Here is a 16206-nt window from a genome sequence, read left to right as displayed (position 1 = left end):
GAGGGTCAGCCTTGCAGGCTTTTGACCTGAACCTCGCCTTCGGCCTGTGCCTTGATCGCCTGAGCGGCGGCATGCGCACCGGCGGCGGTGGTGAAGTATGGGATCTTGTCATAAAGCGCGACCGAGCGCATTTCCTTGCTGTCCTCGACCGCCTGCGTGCCCTCGGTGGTGTTCATGAGGATCTGCACATGGCCGTCCTTCAGCAGGTCGACGACGTGCGGGCGGCCCTCATAGACCTTGTTGACGCCTTCACAGGCAACGCCGTGACCATCCAGCCACTTCTTCGTGCCGCCAGTGGCAACCAGGGTAAAACCCTGCTCGACCAGTGTTTTTGCAGCCTCCAGCATGGCGGCGCCCTTGTCGGCATCCTTGATCGAGATGAAGGCCCGCCCGGAGGACGGCAGCACCATGCCCGCCCCCATCTGCGCCTTGAGGAAGGCCCCGGCAAAGGAACGATCCCAGCCCATCACCTCGCCGGTGGAACGCATTTCCGGGCCCAGGAGAGTGTCGACGCCAGGGAAACGGGCAAAGGGCAGCACCGCTTCCTTGACCGAGAACCAGGGCATGTTCGGGTCGGCCAGTGTCATCGGATCGGCCATCGGCACGTCCACGTCATAGCCGGCGTCTGGCTCATAGGGCGGGCGCTGCGGGAAGGTCGAAAGCTTCTCGCCCGCCATGATGCGCGCGGCAATCGAGGCAATGGCGCTGTCGGTGGCCTTGGCGACAAAGGGCACGGTCCGGCTGGCGCGCGGGTTCACCTCGATCAGGAAAATCTCGCCATCCTTGATCGCGAACTGCACGTTCATCAGGCCAACGACATTCAGTGCCTTGGCAAGCGCGTGGGTCTGGGTCTTGATCTCTTCGATCACGTCCTTGGACAGGGAGTAGGGCGGCAGGGAACAAGCGCTGTCGCCCGAGTGCACCCCGGCCTCTTCGATGTGCTGCATGATGCCCGCCACATGCACGTCGGTACCATCGCAGATCGCGTCCACGTCCAGTTCCACCGCGCCAGCCAGATAGCTGTCGAGCAGCACCGGGCTGTCGCCTGAAACCACCACGGCCTCAGCGATGTAGCGTTTCAGCTGGTCCATGTCGCGCACGATCTCCATCGCGCGCCCGCCCAGAACGTAAGAGGGGCGGATCACCAGCGGGAAGCCGATTTCCTTGGCTATTTCCAGCGCCTGAGCGTCGGTGGAGGCAATGCCGTTATGTGGCTGTTTCAGGCCCAGCTTGTTGACCAGATCCTGGAAGCGCTCACGGTCTTCGGCCAGGTCGATCGCATCTGGCGTGGTGCCGAGGATCGGAATGCCCTCGTCCTGCAACGCATTGGCCAGTTTCAGCGGGGTCTGGCCGCCGAACTGCACGATGACGCCGTGCAGTGTGCCGTTCTGCTGTTCGGCGCGCAGGATCTCCATCACGTGTTCAAATGTCAGCGGTTCGAAATACAGCCGGTCCGAGGTGTCGTAGTCGGTCGACACGGTTTCCGGGTTGCAGTTGATCATGATGGTTTCATAACCGGCGTCCGTCAGCGCATAGCAGGCGTGACAGCAGCAGTAGTCGAACTCGATCCCCTGGCCGATCCGGTTCGGGCCGCCGCCCAGGATCACAACCTTCTTGCGGTCCGAAGGACGCGCCTCGCATTCCACTTCGCCCATCATCGGGGTTTCATAGGTGGAGTACATATAGGGGGTCTGCGCTTCGAATTCGGCGGCGCAGGTGTCGATCCGCTTGAACACGGCATTGACGCCAAGGTTCTGACGGGCGCGGCGCACGTTGTCCTCATCCCGGCCGGTCAGGGCGCCAAGGCGGGCATCGGTAAAGCCCAGCATCTTGAGCGCACGCAGGCCGTCTTCGCGCATTGGCAGGCCTTCTTTGCGCACCTTGCGTTCGGCGTCGACGATCTCGCGGATGCGGGCCAAGAACCAGGGGTCGAACTTGGTAACATTGTGGATTTCATCATCGCTGAGCCCATGGCGCATGGCCTGGGCGATGGTGCGCATCCGGTCCGGGGTCTGCTTGCTGATCGCCTTGATGACGGCTGCCTTGTCATCGCCGCTGGCTTCGTCCCAGAGGCCCACGGTCATGCCGGGGATCGAAACCTCGTCAAAGCCGGTCAGGCCCGATTCCATCGAGGCCAGGGCCTTTTGCATGCTTTCGTGGATGGTGCGGCCGATCGCCATCGCCTCGCCCACGGATTTCATCGCGGTGGTGAGATAGGGTTCGGAGCCGGGGAACTTTTCAAAGGCGAATTTCGGGATCTTGGTGACGACATAGTCGATGGAGGGCTCGAACGACGCGGGCGTCACCTTGGTGATGTCGTTGTCCAGCTCGTCGAGCGTATAGCCCACCGCCAGTTTCGCGGCGATCTTGGCAATCGGGAAACCGGTCGCCTTGGAGGCCAGCGCGGAGGAGCGCGACACCCGCGGGTTCATCTCGATCACGACCATACGGCCATCGGCAGGGTTCACCGCCCACTGTACGTTGGAGCCGCCGGTTTCCACGCCGATCTCGCGCAGCACCTCGATCGAGGCGGTGCGCATCATCTGGTATTCCTTGTCGGTCAGCGTCAGGGCCGGGGCGACGGTGATCGAATCACCGGTATGCACACCCATCGGGTCCACGTTTTCGATCGAGCAGACGATGATCGCGTTGTCCGCCTTGTCGCGGACCACTTCCATTTCATACTCTTTCCAGCCCAGCAGGCTTTCGTCGACCAGGATCTGGTTCACCGGCGATGCGTCCATGCCTGAGCGGCAGTAGTGGATGTAGTCTTCGCGGTTGTAGGCCACGCCGCCGCCGGTGCCGCCCAGGGTAAAGGCGGGGCGGATGATGGCGGGCAGGCCGACCTCGTTCAGCGCATCAAGCGCCAGCTGGACGCCCGCCTCAAGATCGGCGGTGCCGTTCTCGCGGGTGGGGGCGGTGATGATTGTGGCGCGCGGGTTTTCAAGACCCAGACGATCCATCGCCTCGCGGAACAGCTTGCGGTCTTCTGCCATTTCAATGGCTTCACGCTTGGCCCCGATCATCTCGACGCCGAATTTCTCCAACACGCCCATCTCTTCGAGCGCGAGCGAGGTGTTGAGGCCCGTCTGCCCGCCCATGGTCGGCAGGAGCGCGTCGGGGCGTTCCTTTTCGATGATCTTGGCGACCACCTCGGGGGTGATCGGTTCGATGTATGTAGCATCGGCCAGGCCCGGATCGGTCATGATCGTCGCAGGGTTCGAGTTCACCAGGATCACCCGGTAGCCCTCTTCGCGCAGCGCCTTGCAGGCCTGTGCGCCGGAATAGTCGAATTCGCAGGCCTGCCCGATGATGATGGGCCCCGCACCAATGATCATGATCGACTGGATGTCGGTTCTTTTTGGCATGGCCTTGCTTCCTTCGGTTGTGCGTGCGGAATATGGGTCGAGTCATCGGGCGCCCCCAGCGCCCAAATTGTCCTGCGTTATAGGGACAGAGCGAAAAGGTGCAAGGGGGAGATCAAAGGGGATCGGGGCGGCGCTGCAAATTACCGCTTTTGTCGCATGGATCCCGCCTTGGCGCAAACCGGCATTCCTTGGCCCTTTGGCGCGCGCGCAGGTGCTCGGCCCGGCTTGAACAGGTGCCCCGCAGGGCTTGAAACGGCTCTCAGATGGGGCGAAACCGGGTGTAAACGGCCTCGGCCCTTGACTTCCGCAGGCGCAGCAGGTGTATCGGCGCAAAGCTTTCGGAAGACCTCCGACCCCAATTGCCCGTTTCAGCCGAAAAGAGGCCAACTCATGCACGCATATCGCAGCCATACCTGCGCCGAACTGAACAAATCCAACGTGGGCGAGACCGTGCGCCTGTCCGGCTGGGTCCACCGTGTCCGCGACCATGGCGGCCTGTTGTTCATCGACCTGCGCGACCACTATGGCATCACCCAGGTCATGGCCGATCCGGACAGCCCCGTGTTTGCCGAGATCGAAAAGGTGCGCTCGGAATGGTGTATTCGCATCGATGGCAATGTGCTGGCGCGCGACGAAAGCCTGGTGAATCCCAAGATCCCCACCGGTGAGATCGAAGTCTTCATCCGCGACATCGAGGTTCTGGGCAAAGCCGAGGAACTGCCGCTGATGGTCTTTGGCGATCAGGAATACCCCGAGGAAACCCGCCTGCGCTATCGCTACCTCGATCTGCGCCGCGAGAAGATGCAGAACAACATGGTGCTGCGCTCGAAGATGATCCAGTCGATCCGCAAGCGGATGTGGGACAAGGGCTTCAACGAATATCAGACGCCGATCATCACCGCATCTTCGCCCGAAGGGGCGCGCGACTTCCTGGTGCCCTCGCGCCTGCATCCGGGCAAGTTCTACGCCCTGCCGCAGGCGCCGCAGCAATTCAAGCAGCTGATGATGGTCTCGGGCTTTGACAAGTATTTCCAGATCGCGCCCTGCTTCCGCGACGAGGACCCGCGCGCCGACCGTTCGCCCGCTGACTTCTACCAGCTTGATATGGAGATGTCCTTTGTCACCCAGCAGGATGTCTTTGATACCATCCAGCCGGTGATGCAGGGCGTGTTCGAAGAGTTCGGCGGTGGCCGCAAGGTCGACAGTGAATGGCCGCAGATCTCCTACAAGGATGCCGCAAAATGGTACGGCACCGACAAGCCGGACCTGCGCAACCCGATCAAGATGCAGGATTGTTCCGAACATTTCCGCGGCTCGGGCTTTGCCATCTTCGCCAAACTGCTGGAGCAGGAGGGCACCGAAGTGCGCGCCATCCCCGCACCGACGGGCGGCAGCCGCAAGTTCTGCGACCGGATGAACAAATTCGCTCAGGGCGAAGGCCTGCCGGGCATGGGCTATATCTTCTGGCGTGAGAAAAACCTTCAAGAAGACGTCAAGAAAGCCGCAGAAGAACTAGATGTATTGATGAATCTGGCCAATTCAGATGCTGTGTTGGTTGATATGGATGATGATGACTTTATGAAGTTTCATGAAGTAATCCAAAACTTCATCGATAAACACAAAGACGCCTCTAACGAACTCCAAGCGGCTGTCGTTGAATTGGAAGAAGCACAGAATAGTAAGAATGCTCTCGCGGCGTTCGCCGTGTATGCCAAACACTTTTCCGGCATGGAAGCCGCAGGTCCGCTGGCCAAGAACATCGGCCCTGAGCGGACCGAGGCCATTCGCCAGCAGCTGGGCCTTGGCGTCGGTGATGCGGCCTTCTTCCTTGGCGGCAAGCCCAAGGCGTTTGAGGCTGTCGCGGGCCGCGCCCGCAATGTGATCGGCGAAGAGCTGGGCCTCATCGACAAGGACCGCTTTGCCTTTGCCTGGATCGTCGATTTCCCGATCTACGAGCAGGACGAGGAAACCGGCAAGATCGACTTCGAGCACAACCCCTTCTCGATGCCGCAGGGCGGGATGGAGGCGCTGGAAGGCGATCCGCTGAAGGTGCATGGTTACCAGTACGATCTGGCCTGCAACGGCTATGAACTGGTCTCGGGCGCGATCCGGAACCACAAGCCGGAAATCATGTTCAAGGCCTTTGAAATTGCAGGTTATGGCAAGGAAGAGGTCGAGAAACGTTTTGGTGGCATGGTCAACGCCTTCCAATACGGCGCACCGCCCCACGGCGGCTGCGCGGCCGGCATTGACCGCATGGTGATGCTCCTGGCGGATGAAGCGAACATTCGCGAGGTCATCATGTTCCCGATGAACCAGCGCGCCGAGGATCTGATGATGTCGGCGCCCAGCGAGCCGATGGCAGAGCAGCTGATGGAACTGGGCCTGCGCGTGATTCCGCAAGACCAGTAGTGCGCGCGTCAGGTCGCAGAAAATGAAAAAGCCCGGGGCGTGTCTCCGGGCTTATCGTTTTGATGACGGCTTTTAATCTGCCTGCTTCACCGATCAGAACTGTAAATGACTAGGGGTTCGCTCCTTTGCCGATCTCGGTTCTCTCTGATTCCACGGGCGGCTTGGCGGGCCTGCAGGTAGAGGGCGATGCCCAGGGTGGTCAGGGCGATCAGTATTACTTCGAGCATGTCAGATTGCGATTTTCCGTTCGAGACGTTCCTGAACCATTCCGGCCAGAATGGCGGTTTCCGCGCCCACCGGCAGGCCGTCCATACGGGACTTGGCGAGGTTCGTGGCGGCTTTGGCCAGGGGGCCGTCGCCTGCGCTTCGCGCCACACCGGCGACGAACTGCGCCAGGTAGTCGAGGGCCTTGCCTTCCTGGTCTTCGCTCAGAACATCGGCCGCATGGGCCATGTCGTCGCGGAAGGCGAGGAGGTCCGGTTCGATTGTTTCATCTGTCAGCTCTTGCAGGCCCGCGGGCTGCCGGTCGGCGGGCAGACGGCACAGGATCGCCTGCTGGAAGGCTGCGAGCGAGGTGATGGGTTTGGCCAGGAAACCGTCGGCTCCCGCCTCGATGGCCTCAGCGGCTTTGGTTTCATCACCTGATATCGCAAGGATCACCGAGACGCGAGGTGTGACGCGGCTGATTTCGGAGATGAGTTCGGTGCCAGAGCCGTCCGGCAGCCCCACATCGGCAATCACCACGGAGGGGCGGTATTCTTTCAGGTGGCGGCGGGCCGATTTCAGACAGTCCGCGCGGCGAATGCGGGCGCCGCTTCGCAGGCAAAGAAGGCGCAAGGCCTCACAGGCAAAGCGACTGTCCTCGACCACCAGAATGGTCAGGCCAAGAAGGGGGCGCCGCTTGGTGGGCAAACGCTGGGCGGCAGCAAACAGTTCCGAATCGTCCATAACTCATACTCCTTGCGGGATACGCGCTCGACGCTATGGATTTGAGGCTAATTACAGGTTAACGCGCGGTGGACATGTTTGAGAGGTTTTGGCCCGGACGCCGCGTCCCGTGCGGTTTGGCGCACTTGCCAGCCGAACCCTGCTGCCCGTATTGAAGGGCGAAACAGGATGTCAGAGGAGAACACCCGTCATGATCGGTCGATTGAACCATGTTGCCATTGCCGTGCCGGACCTTGAGGCGGCTTCGGCCCAGTATCGCGATGCCCTCGGCGCCAAGGTCGGCGCGCCGCAGGATGAGCCGGATCATGGCGTAACCGTTGTGTTCATCGAACTCCCCAACACGAAGATTGAGTTGCTGTACCCCCTGGGTGAGGACTCTCCGATCAAGGGCTTTCTGGAAAAGAACCCGTCGGGCGGCATTCACCATGTTTGCTACGAGGTGGAAGACATCCTTGCAGCCCGCGATCACTTGAAGGCGCAGGGCGCTCGGGTGCTCGGATCGGGCGAGCCGAAGATCGGCGCTCATGGCAAGCCGGTTTTGTTCCTTCATCCGAAGGATTTCAACGGCTGCCTGGTGGAACTGGAGCAGGTTTGATCCTATCTGTAGCCCGCGCCGACTGGGGCGCGGAGCTTTTGGAGTGACGGGGCGATGGGCATAACATCCGGACTGGTGCTATATGCGGTGATTTGGTTCATGACCTTTCTGATCGTGATCCCGATCCGGCTGGAGACTCAGGGGGACAAAGGCGAGATCGTGCCCGGAACCCACGCCGGGGCGCCCGAGAACCACTATCTCAAACAAAAGGCCTGGATCACCACTTTCGCCTCTTTTGTCATCTGGGCCATCGTCGCAGGGATCATCCTGTCCGGTGTGATCAGCGTCAATGATTTCGACTGGTTTGATCGCCTGCCCGACCCGAGCTGATCCGAAGACATGAGGCGGGCGCCTCCCGCCCGTCGTCGGTCTTTTCTGAAAAGATCTCCTCCCCTTGGGCCCGGCGCCGCGCATGGCGCGCCGCCGGGCCCAAGTCTGCCAAGGGGCATCAGCTTCTGACCGTGTGCCGCAGGCGAGGGAGAACCGCGGGAGAGCCTCTGTAGAGCTTCCGTGCCTCAGCCTTGCCGATACAGCCCGTGAAACAAATGGGTGAACGTCGCGGCGCCCAAAATCGGAATGACCAGGTTCAACACGGGAACCGACAACGGCATTGCCATCAGCGTTCCCGCCAGCCAGATCGTTCCAATGTGCTGCCTGCGCATCCTGCGCGCCTCGGGCAGACCGATGCGCCGTGCCGCGGCAAGCGTGAAGTATTCCCGCCCCAGGAAGAACCCGTTCAGCCCCCAGAAAATGAACATGGCCACCGGCGGAAACATGAAATAGAGCGCCAGCGCAAGGAGGTTTGCGATGACGAGCACGCCAAGGAAGCTCACCGTATCCCGCAGCCCCTCCAAAAAGCTTGGCTCTGTGGCTTTTGGCAGGTGAGGGTAGTGCCGATCCTCCACGGCCTGTGCGACCTCATCCAGAAACAGCGAGGTGATGGCCGATGCAACCGGGATCATCAGGAACACCGACAGGACCATCATCAGGAAAATCGAACCGATGGACAGGATATCGTCCAGCCATGTGACTTCGCCGAGGATCGGGAGGGTCACCTGAGGGCCGACCAGCCACTGCACCCCAAAGAAGAAAAGCACATAGGTTCCCATCAAAAGGGCCAGCGTCAGCCCGACTCCAAGCATCAGAACCTTGCGGAAGCGAGGGTCCCCTGTCTGGGCGAGCGTCTTGAAAAAAGCGTCAAATATCATTCAATCATCCAGCTGGTAATGCGTTCCACGTCCGGGCGCGGACGTTCGGGTGGTTTTGCGCCTTCGGTTGCGATGTGGATCAGCCCGGCAATGCGCTCATTGGGGGCGAGCGAGAAGGCCTCTTCGCAGAACCGGCGGTCGTGACTGACCCAGCCGGAGAGCCAGTTCGCGCCCCAGCCCGCAGCAAGGGCTGCATTCAAAAGGGCCAGGCAAACGGCGCCGGCAGAATAGGTCTGCTCGACTGGGGGAATCTTCGCACTCTCGGTCTGAACCTCGACCACGACAACGGCAAGTTGGCCCAGATCGAACTGGCTGCGCCCCTTTGCGATGTCTTCCCGCGATTTGCCAAGCCGCTCGCCTGCGGCGGTTGTCAGGTCCGCCAGCCGTGCCATGGCCGGTTTTTCGACCACGATGAAGCGCCAGGGTTCGAGCTTGCCGTGGTCCGGGGTGCGCGCCGCAGCGGTCAGAAGCGGCAACAGCTCTTCGCGGCTGGGGGCTGGCGCAGTCAGAGTCTTTGCAGGCCGCGACCGGCGTGTCAGAAGAAACTCCAGGGCGGCGTCATTGCGTTCTGGCATATGTGAAACCTTTTTACATTTGTGGTTTATATGTTGGCCAGCCAAGCTGTTTCAAGGGGGTGAGGGCCGGCTGGCATGTCGGTCCGGGTGGTGTTTGCGGGTGTGCTGAGCCCGTGCCCCCGACCGGGAGGTCTGCCAATTCGCGCCGGTCCATCGGCGCGTGTGAAGATAGCCAGGTTTTCGCTGCAGGATAAAGAGTTAAGTGGCGCGGGCTTGTGACCAGCTATTCCCAGACAAGCCTTTGGCCGCTGAGGCAGGCATGCAGCGCGCCCGAGGGAACCAGTTCCAACTGCTCGAAAAAGCTTATGTAGTCCATGTGCCCAATGTATTCGGCAATCTTGTCGCCCTCGAAACGAACCATGAGACAGTCATAGGTTTCGATCTCCTTGCCGGTTGCAAGGCATGTTGCCGTGATATGTATCCGCAGCGAGATCCAATCGCGCTCTTCGACCTTGTTTTCCACTCTGAATACGGTCCGGCCAATAAGCCCGCGCACCACATGAGCCAGCTCTGCCCATTCCGTTATCGGGAGTTCTTCCCCACTGGTGACGGCACCACGATAGGTAGCGCCTTCGACGATGAAACGCTCGATCTTGCCTGGAGAGGCGCCCCCAAAGGCGGCATTCAGAAAATCGCGCACACAAGTTTCCTTGTCGAAAGGGCTGTATGCAGAATGCGACTGAGCCATTTGTGACACCGGATAGCGATATGTTAGGGCAGTGTGACCCGGTTGGGGCGCCCATGTATAGGGGGTTTCAACGTGAGGTGGAGTAAATTCGACACGGAGCGAACATGAGGCGACCCAAGAAAAGAGATTTGCCTGACCTTTCTGACCTTGCAGTGCCCGGAGCGAGCATTTCGGTTCGGGCTGTTCCAAGGGCGTCTGGCAATGCTGTCCAGCGGACAGGAGAGGGGCTGAAGGTGCTTGTGACAGCGGCACCCGAAAACGGAAAGGCAAACGATGCGGTTCGCGCTCTTCTCGCAAGCGCATTGGGTGTTGCGCCCTCGGATCTTAAACTGCAACGGGGTGCGGCGTCGCGTGACAAGGTCTTTGTTCTGGCGGGCGGAGCAGCCGGGATCGGCTGAGCCTTACTCCTTGGTGCCCTCGGCCCCCTCAGGGACCAGACGATAGACACCCTCTGGCAGGTCCAGCGCGGCTGCCAGATCGCGAAGCTGTCCGTATGACAGGGTGATTTTTTCCACACGGTCGGTGCGGGGATCAAATTGTTCTACCGTGACGCATTCTGAGAAGGCGTTGATGATGACATCTTCCAGAAGCGGAGCCTCGCCTTCATCAACGAGGGTCACGATGGTCGAGTCGAATTCGTGTTCGATGGTAAACATGGTTCGATTTTGCCATTGCCTTGCTCGGATTGGCAAGTGGTCCTGCGGGCGAAAAGGCGCTCTGGCAGGCCGAAAACGCAGAGAGCGGCTTGATAGATCCGGATGGGTGGTTGATCCTTGCGCTGTCCGGCTCTTATGACTGTGCGATGAAGACAAGGATGGCCTTATGCGCTATGTGATTTTGACTTTGCTTCTTGGGGTCTTGGCGGCCTGTTCGGTACCGGTGCCGCCGCTTCAGACCCCGGATGCTCCAAGCTCCGGCGGCGCTGGCGGCAGAGTTGCCGGATTATCTCCACAAGAAGCCCTGGGTGCCTTTGCTACGGTCAAGGCGCGGGTGGAGCCCGTGGCCGAGCAGACCTGCCGGACCCAGACCCAAGGTATGAACTGCGATTTTGCGATCGGGATCGACCCCGACCCTCAGGCTCCGCCAAATGCCTATCAGAGCCTGTCCAGCGCTGGCCGCCCGGTCATCACCTTTACGCGCTCCATGCTGGGGCAGATCGCCAACCAGGACGAGCTGGCCTTTGTCATGGCTCATGAGGCTGCGCACCACATCGAAGGGCACCTGGCGCGCCAGCAGCAGAATGCCGTTGCCGGCTCGGTTCTGCTTGCGGGTCTTGCGAGCCTCGCAGGGGCAAACGCTGCCGAAATATCGAATGCACAGGATCTTGGCGCTATTGTTGGCGCGCGCAGTTATTCCAAGGAGTTCGAACTGGAGGCAGACAGGCTCGGCACCCTCATCACCCACAAGGCCGGCTACCGTCCCAGCGTCGGAGTGAGATTCTTTGACAGGCTGCCGGATCCCGGTGACAGGTTCCTCGGCACCCACCCCGCCAATCCGGACCGGGTCCGTACCGTGCAGGATACCATCACACGCTACGGGCTGAACTGAGCCTGGGGATGGTGGATCTGCGCAAGCTCGGTGTTGTCCTGACTGATCGCGGCTCGCGCTACGCGGTAAGCGGTGCGAAGGTCTCTTCGCGCGAGGAAGTGGATGCGATGCTGGCCGAACTCAAGACAGAGCGTGCCTACGCCAAGGCGACCCACAACACCTGGGCGGCCATCCTGCCCACCGGCGGCCTCAAGGCGGACGACGGAGAAAGCGGCGCGGGCATGGTCATCCTGCGCATGATGGAGCGCGAGGGGCTGAGTGACCACATGATCGTCGTCACCCGTTGGTACGGGGGCAAGAAACTGGGCGGCGACCGGTTTCGCCGCGTTCAGGACGCGGTGCGCGCCTATCTGGCGGATCTCTGACGCAGCCCCGTGGTGCGTGGCGGGGCGCATTGACCTGCATCAAGGTGGATTTTCCCTTCCCTGATACCCTTTTGCCTGCAACGCAACCGGGAGAACACGCGATGGATGATTGCTCACTCAGGGAGAGAGGCACACTCAGGACGCATGCGGCCCTGTTTGACGACATGGGGCGCTCGCTCGGGTTGGACCTGCAGGAAGAAGCCATCGCGGGGCGGCTCGACTTTGACGAAATCGGCGAGGCTGTCCTGCGCTGCAGGCGCTGTGCGCATCCTGACACATGCGCGGTCTGGCTGCAGTCCCAAAAGGGAGAGGCGATCGCAGGAGATACCCCTGACTACTGCCGCAACAGAGATTTGCTGGGATACCTGCGAGAGCCGTCCGAGTGATTGGGACAGGGACTGGTCGTCACAACGTAAGTCACTTCGCAAACAAGAGGTTTCATCATGCAGCCACTGGGTGATGCGCTCGTCCACCTGAGACTGTTCGGTCTCATGGCGAAGACCGTTGACGTGGATCTGGCAAAGGCCTTTGCCGACGGGAAGATATCTCCTGCGGAATGGGCGAGGATGGTCAACCGCTGCAGGGCCTGCGATTGCGCTGAAAAATGCGAACGCTGGCTGGCCGTCCATGAGCATGCCTCAGAGGCGCCAGACGGGTGCAACAACGCCGACCGCCTGCGCAGCCTGCGCGGGGCGCAAGACGCCACTGCGGAGTGACCCTGGTCCGTTCCAATGCCCATCGCCTGATCCCGGTCCGCCGGGGGCGCCAACGCGGCGTGCTCCCGCGCCCGCGCCTGCCTTGGCTGCGCCAAGACCCGCTGGCGGCCTTGGGCCCGGCGCCGCTATGCGGCGCGGAGCTGTCAGGCGAAAACATCCATTCCCAAACCTTGGTTCGCGTACTATATGCGCAGCCATGACAAGCAATCCGCCAGATCTCCGCCCCGACCTTGCCCCCAAAGCCCAGTTTGGTGACGCGCCTCGCGAGGGCCAGCCGACCCTCGGAATGGTGTCCCTTGGCTGCCCCAAGGCACTGGTGGACAGCGAGCGGATCCTGACCCGGCTGCGCGCCGAAGGCTATGGCATCTCTGCCGATTACGCGGGCGCCGATGCGGTGATCGTCAACACCTGCGGGTTTCTCGACAGCGCCAAGGCTGAAAGCCTTGAGGCCATTGGCGAGGCGCTGAAGGAAAACGGCAAGGTCATCGTCACGGGCTGTCTGGGGGCCGAGCCGGATTACATCCGCGAGCATCACCCGCGCATCCTGGCGGTCACCGGCCCGCATCAATACGAACAGGTGCTGGATGCCGTGCACGCCGCCGTGCCGCCTGCGCCCGATCCATTTGTCGACCTGTTGCCTGCAACCGGTGTCAGCCTGACCCCGCGCCATTTCAGCTATCTGAAGATCTCGGAAGGGTGCAATCACAAGTGCAAGTTCTGCATCATCCCCGACATGCGCGGACGTCTTGCCTCGCGCCCGGCCCATGCGGTGCTGCGCGAGGCAGAGAAGCTGGTGAACGCGGGCGTGCGGGAGCTTCTGGTCATCAGCCAGGACACCTCGGCCTATGGGCTGGATCGCAAGTATGACGTGAACCCGTGGAAAGACGGAGAGATCCGCAGCCATATTACTGACCTCTCCCGCGCGCTGGGCGAGCTGGCGCCCGCTTCGGACCTCTGGGTGCGGTTGCACTACGTCTACCCGTACCCCCACGTGCGCGAGCTGATCCCGCTGATGGCGGACCCGGACAACGCCCTTCTGCCCTATCTGGACATTCCGTTTCAGCACGCCCACCCGGATGTGCTGAAACGCATGGCGCGCCCTGCGGCGGCGGCCAGAACGCTGGATGAAATCCGCGCCTGGCGCGAGATTTGCCCGGACATCACCCTGCGTTCGACCTTCATCGTGGGCTATCCCGGAGAAACCGAGGCCGAGTTTCAGCATCTGCTGGACTGGATGGATGAGGCGCAGCTCGACCGGGTGGGCTGCTTCAAGTATGAAAACGTGGCCGGGGCGCGCTCTAACGATCTGCCGGATCACGTGCCCGAAGAGATCAAGCAGGAGCGCTGGGAACGCTTCATGGAAAAGGCGCAGGCCATTTCCGAGGCCAAGCTGGCGGCCAAGGTCGGCCAGATCTGCCAGGTCATTGTCGACGACATCGACGCGGACGGCATCGCCACCTGTCGCACCAAGGCCGACGCGCCGGAAATCGACGGTAACCTCTTTATCGACGAGGGTGCCGAAGGTCTGAACGTCGGGGATCTGGTCACCGTCGAGGTGGACGAGGCCGGGGAGTATGACCTTTGGGGGGCACTGGTGGAAGGCAACTCGCCATCCTAGGCATCTTGTGGACTGAAGACCGAAGAACGGGCCGGATTTCGAAGGCGGTTCTTTTGCCCGGCTATTGCACCCGTCGGGGCGCGCTGTATCCTTGGCCCTACAGGCAGGGGAGGGCGCTATGCGGCTGATCATTCGGGTTCTTTCGGCAATTGTCTTGACGCTGGCGCTGCTCATTGGCGTCGTGATGATGCTGCCGGGGGAAAAAGTGGCATCTCTCGCGGCGCAGCAGCTTGAAGCGCAGACCGGCCGCAAGCTGGAATTCCAGGGCGATGTAGGCTTCACACTCTGGCCGGTGCTGGGGGTCAGGACCGAGCGGGTGACTCTTTCCAATGCCGATTGGGCGGGGCCTGAGCCGATGCTGCAGGCCGCGCGGATGTCCATTGGCGTATCGGCAGCTGATCTGTTGCGCGGCAAGGTGCGGGTGACCGAAATCACGGCGCTGCTGCCGCATCTCAATCTGGCCACGCGGGCTGACGGGACCGGCAACTGGGTGATGACCCCGGATGCCGAGGTCGGCCATTCGGCCGCTGCCTCACCTGATCCCGAGACGGCTAGTGCTGCTTTGCCGGTGCAGATCGAAAAGCTGGTCCTGACCAGCGCCTCTTTGCGCTATGCGCCACACGGCGGAGAGGTGGTCGAAATGAAGGCGGTGGATCTGGCGCTCAGCTGGCCGGATCCGGGCGGTACCGTGAACATGGAGGCAACTTTGCGTCCAGCCGGGGCTCCGGTTCAGATCAACGGCGAGGTTGGCACCTTTTCAGAGTTCCTTGCGGGCAAGGTATCTTCGGTGGGCGCAACGGTGACGGCGCCCGGTGGCGTCTTGCGTTTTGACGGTCGCGCCGGGATTGACGGCGCAGGAAGCGGTCGCATCACGCTCAAGACCTCGGACACGGCCGCCTTTGCTGGCGCATTCGGGGCGGCAGACGTGGCCCTGCCCAAGGGCACAGGTCAGGCTGCCGTGGTTGGGGCGGATGCGACATACACCCCGGATGGGCGCCTTGCCCTGCGGGATCTGTCGCTTGATCTCGATGGAAACCTGATCCAGGGGGCGCTGGATCTTGTCCTGAAGGACGTCCCAGAGGTGACCGCGCAGCTGTCGGCAGGTGCGTTGTCCTTTCCGGGGCTGGCGACTGGGACCTCCGGCGGTGGCTCTGGTTCCGGCGGCGGGGTCGGCGCCGACGGCTGGCCAATGGAGCGGATCGATGCCTCTGCACTTTCGACTGTCAATGGCACGGCTGTCCTGACCTTCAAGAGCCTCAGTGCTGCGGGATACAGCCTTGGGGAAAGCAAGCTCACGCTGACAATCGATCGTGCCCGGGCCGTCATGACCGCGCAGCCTGCCGCCCTGTTTGGAGGGCAGGTCACGGGCCAGCTTGTGGCCAACAATCGCAGCGGCCTTTCCGTGGGGGGCAAGCTGGCATTCAACGATATTCAGCTGGAGCAGGCCTTGGGGCAGACGGCGGGCTATTCGCGGCTGCATGGTGCGGCCCTGGGCGAACTGGAGTTTCTCGGTGTTGGCAACTCGATCGATGCGATCATGCGCTCGCTCAGCGGCAAGGGGTGGCTTGAGGTCGGCAAGGGCTTTTTCACCGGCTTCGATCTGGAAGGGTTGATGCGCGCGGGGCGCGGCAACGGCGGCAGCACTGTCTTCGATAGTCTGACCGGTGGCTACACGATGAAGGATGGCAATCTGCAGAACCCGGATCTTCTGGTGTCGATCAAGGGGCTGAGAGCTGACGGTGCCGGGCGGATCGGCCTTGGTGCGCGTGATCTCGACTATCGCTTCACGCCAACGCTGCAAGGCTCCGACGGCGGAGTTGGACTGTCTATCCCGGTGGCCATCACCGGTCCCTGGAGTGCGCCCAAGATCCGCCCGGATCTGCAATCTGCCCTGCGCCCCAAGGTCGAAGAGATCGAGGATCAGGCCAAGGAGCGGGTGCGTGAAAAGCTGAGCGAGGAGCTGGAGACCGAGATCGCGCCTGATGCGGATCTGAACGAGGTGATCAAGGACCGGATCGAGCAGGAGGCCAAAGAGCAGCTCTTGCGGCTGTTGCAGGGTAACTGAGTACGGATCCTAGGAGCGCATCCTTTGTAAACAGCAGCGCGCCCACCAAAGGTGGGCGCGCCGGTCGACTGGCGCAAGCCAGGCGAAATACCTCTAAAGC

At 61.7% G+C, this 16206-nt stretch carries 16 protein-coding genes; 10 read left to right on the top strand and 6 right to left on the bottom strand.

The window, feature by feature from the left end; genetic code table 11:
• Window positions 1-5: 5 nt before the first annotated feature.
• Window positions 6-3368: a carbamoyl-phosphate synthase large subunit gene (carB, locus tag AADA15_RS10740; RefSeq protein WP_341641556.1), complete on the bottom strand. Its 3363-nt coding sequence runs from the start codon at window positions 3366-3368 to the stop codon at window positions 6-8.
• A gap of 390 nt (window positions 3369-3758) precedes the next feature.
• Between carB and aspS the strand changes: the two genes are divergently transcribed.
• Window positions 3759-5780, top strand: a complete 2022-nt coding sequence (aspS, locus tag AADA15_RS10735; RefSeq protein WP_341641555.1) for an aspartate--tRNA ligase — start codon at window positions 3759-3761, stop codon at window positions 5778-5780.
• Window positions 5781-6008: 228 nt separating this feature from the next.
• Here the strand turns inward: aspS and AADA15_RS10730 are convergent, their stop codons facing one another.
• Complete coding sequence (locus AADA15_RS10730; protein ID WP_341641554.1) at window positions 6009-6728, bottom strand: response regulator; 720 nt, start codon at window positions 6726-6728, stop codon at window positions 6009-6011.
• Window positions 6729-6918: 190 nt separating this feature from the next.
• Between AADA15_RS10730 and mce the strand changes: the two genes are divergently transcribed.
• On the top strand, window positions 6919-7323 hold the full coding sequence (mce, locus tag AADA15_RS10725) for a methylmalonyl-CoA epimerase (RefSeq protein ID WP_341641553.1): 405 nt from the start codon (window positions 6919-6921) through the stop codon (window positions 7321-7323).
• Window positions 7324-7377: 54 nt separating this feature from the next.
• The gene (locus AADA15_RS10720) at window positions 7378-7653 is read left to right on the top strand and encodes a DUF1467 family protein (protein WP_341641552.1); all 276 of its coding nucleotides are present in this window, start codon (window positions 7378-7380) and stop codon (window positions 7651-7653) included.
• Window positions 7654-7838: 185 nt separating this feature from the next.
• Here the strand turns inward: AADA15_RS10720 and AADA15_RS10715 are convergent, their stop codons facing one another.
• The 3 genes from AADA15_RS10715 to AADA15_RS10705 all read right to left on the bottom strand — a co-directional run bounded on the left by AADA15_RS10715 (window position 7839) and on the right by AADA15_RS10705 (window position 9746).
• Complete coding sequence (locus AADA15_RS10715) at window positions 7839-8531, bottom strand: EI24 domain-containing protein (RefSeq protein ID WP_341641551.1); 693 nt, start codon at window positions 8529-8531, stop codon at window positions 7839-7841.
• On the bottom strand, window positions 8528-9106 hold the full coding sequence (locus AADA15_RS10710; protein ID WP_341641550.1) for a nitroreductase family protein: 579 nt from the start codon (window positions 9104-9106) through the stop codon (window positions 8528-8530). The genes AADA15_RS10715 and AADA15_RS10710 overlap by 4 nt, the downstream gene beginning before the upstream one ends.
• A gap of 223 nt (window positions 9107-9329) precedes the next feature.
• Complete coding sequence (locus AADA15_RS10705; protein WP_341641549.1) at window positions 9330-9746, bottom strand: ester cyclase; 417 nt, start codon at window positions 9744-9746, stop codon at window positions 9330-9332.
• A gap of 152 nt (window positions 9747-9898) precedes the next feature.
• Between AADA15_RS10705 and AADA15_RS10700 the strand changes: the two genes are divergently transcribed.
• Window positions 9899-10192, top strand: a complete 294-nt coding sequence (locus AADA15_RS10700; RefSeq protein ID WP_341641548.1) for a DUF167 domain-containing protein — start codon at window positions 9899-9901, stop codon at window positions 10190-10192.
• A 3-nt stretch (window positions 10193-10195) separates the two neighbouring features.
• Here AADA15_RS10700 and AADA15_RS10695 read toward each other — a convergent pair whose 3' ends face one another.
• Window positions 10196-10450, bottom strand: coding sequence for a DUF8831 family protein (locus tag AADA15_RS10695; RefSeq protein WP_341641547.1), 255 nt, complete (start codon window positions 10448-10450; stop codon window positions 10196-10198).
• A gap of 166 nt (window positions 10451-10616) precedes the next feature.
• On the opposite strand from AADA15_RS10695, the gene AADA15_RS10690 reads away from it, so the two are divergent.
• From AADA15_RS10690 to AADA15_RS10665, 6 genes are all read left to right on the top strand, one after another.
• A complete protein-coding gene (locus AADA15_RS10690) occupies window positions 10617-11342 on the top strand; it encodes a M48 family metalloprotease (protein ID WP_341641546.1) in 726 nt (241 codons plus the stop codon).
• Window positions 11343-11350: 8 nt separating this feature from the next.
• The gene (locus AADA15_RS10685) at window positions 11351-11707 is read left to right on the top strand and encodes a YigZ family protein (RefSeq protein WP_341641545.1); all 357 of its coding nucleotides are present in this window, start codon (window positions 11351-11353) and stop codon (window positions 11705-11707) included.
• Between the two features lie 101 nt (window positions 11708-11808).
• A complete protein-coding gene (locus AADA15_RS10680; protein ID WP_341641544.1) occupies window positions 11809-12093 on the top strand; it encodes a DUF6455 family protein in 285 nt (94 codons plus the stop codon).
• Between the two features lie 57 nt (window positions 12094-12150).
• On the top strand, window positions 12151-12423 hold the full coding sequence (locus tag AADA15_RS10675; RefSeq protein ID WP_341641543.1) for a DUF6455 family protein: 273 nt from the start codon (window positions 12151-12153) through the stop codon (window positions 12421-12423).
• A 196-nt stretch (window positions 12424-12619) separates the two neighbouring features.
• Window positions 12620-14041, top strand: a complete 1422-nt coding sequence (rimO, locus tag AADA15_RS10670; protein ID WP_341641542.1) for a 30S ribosomal protein S12 methylthiotransferase RimO — start codon at window positions 12620-12622, stop codon at window positions 14039-14041.
• Window positions 14042-14159: 118 nt separating this feature from the next.
• Complete coding sequence (locus AADA15_RS10665) at window positions 14160-16106, top strand: AsmA family protein (protein ID WP_341641541.1); 1947 nt, start codon at window positions 14160-14162, stop codon at window positions 16104-16106.
• The last annotated feature ends 100 nt before the right edge of the window (window positions 16107-16206 follow it).

The organism is Phycobacter sedimenti, assembly GCF_038148855.1.
GTDB classification, from domain to species: domain Bacteria; phylum Pseudomonadota; class Alphaproteobacteria; order Rhodobacterales; family Rhodobacteraceae; genus Phycobacter; species Phycobacter sedimenti.
Note: the sequence above shows the minus strand (reverse complement) of the source record. Positions and strands in the feature narration are given on the sequence as shown.

Excerpts from the sequence above, each read along its gene's own strand:
- AADA15_RS10685 (WP_341641545.1), top strand. The coding sequence starts at position 11,351 with ATGGTGGATCTGCGCAAGCTCGGTGTTGTCCTGACTGATCGCGGCTCG.
- AADA15_RS10700 (WP_341641548.1), top strand. The coding sequence starts at position 9,899 with ATGAGGCGACCCAAGAAAAGAGATTTGCCTGACCTTTCTGACCTTGCA.
- aspS (WP_341641555.1), top strand. The coding sequence starts at position 3,759 with ATGCACGCATATCGCAGCCATACCTGCGCCGAACTGAACAAATCCAAC.
- AADA15_RS10710 (WP_341641550.1), bottom strand. The coding sequence starts at position 9,106 with ATGCCAGAACGCAATGACGCCGCCCTGGAGTTTCTTCTGACACGCCGG.
- AADA15_RS10695 (WP_341641547.1), bottom strand. The coding sequence starts at position 10,450 with ATGTTTACCATCGAACACGAATTCGACTCGACCATCGTGACCCTCGTT.
- AADA15_RS10715 (WP_341641551.1), bottom strand. The coding sequence starts at position 8,531 with ATGATATTTGACGCTTTTTTCAAGACGCTCGCCCAGACAGGGGACCCT.
- AADA15_RS10680 (WP_341641544.1), top strand. The coding sequence starts at position 11,809 with ATGGATGATTGCTCACTCAGGGAGAGAGGCACACTCAGGACGCATGCG.
- AADA15_RS10720 (WP_341641552.1), top strand. The coding sequence starts at position 7,378 with ATGGGCATAACATCCGGACTGGTGCTATATGCGGTGATTTGGTTCATG.
- rimO (WP_341641542.1), top strand. The coding sequence starts at position 12,620 with ATGACAAGCAATCCGCCAGATCTCCGCCCCGACCTTGCCCCCAAAGCC.
- AADA15_RS10690 (WP_341641546.1), top strand. The coding sequence starts at position 10,617 with ATGCGCTATGTGATTTTGACTTTGCTTCTTGGGGTCTTGGCGGCCTGT.
- AADA15_RS10730 (WP_341641554.1), bottom strand. The coding sequence starts at position 6,728 with ATGGACGATTCGGAACTGTTTGCTGCCGCCCAGCGTTTGCCCACCAAG.
- AADA15_RS10665 (WP_341641541.1), top strand. The coding sequence starts at position 14,160 with ATGCGGCTGATCATTCGGGTTCTTTCGGCAATTGTCTTGACGCTGGCG.
- AADA15_RS10675 (WP_341641543.1), top strand. The coding sequence starts at position 12,151 with ATGCAGCCACTGGGTGATGCGCTCGTCCACCTGAGACTGTTCGGTCTC.
- carB (WP_341641556.1), bottom strand. The coding sequence starts at position 3,368 with ATGCCAAAAAGAACCGACATCCAGTCGATCATGATCATTGGTGCGGGG.
- mce (WP_341641553.1), top strand. The coding sequence starts at position 6,919 with ATGATCGGTCGATTGAACCATGTTGCCATTGCCGTGCCGGACCTTGAG.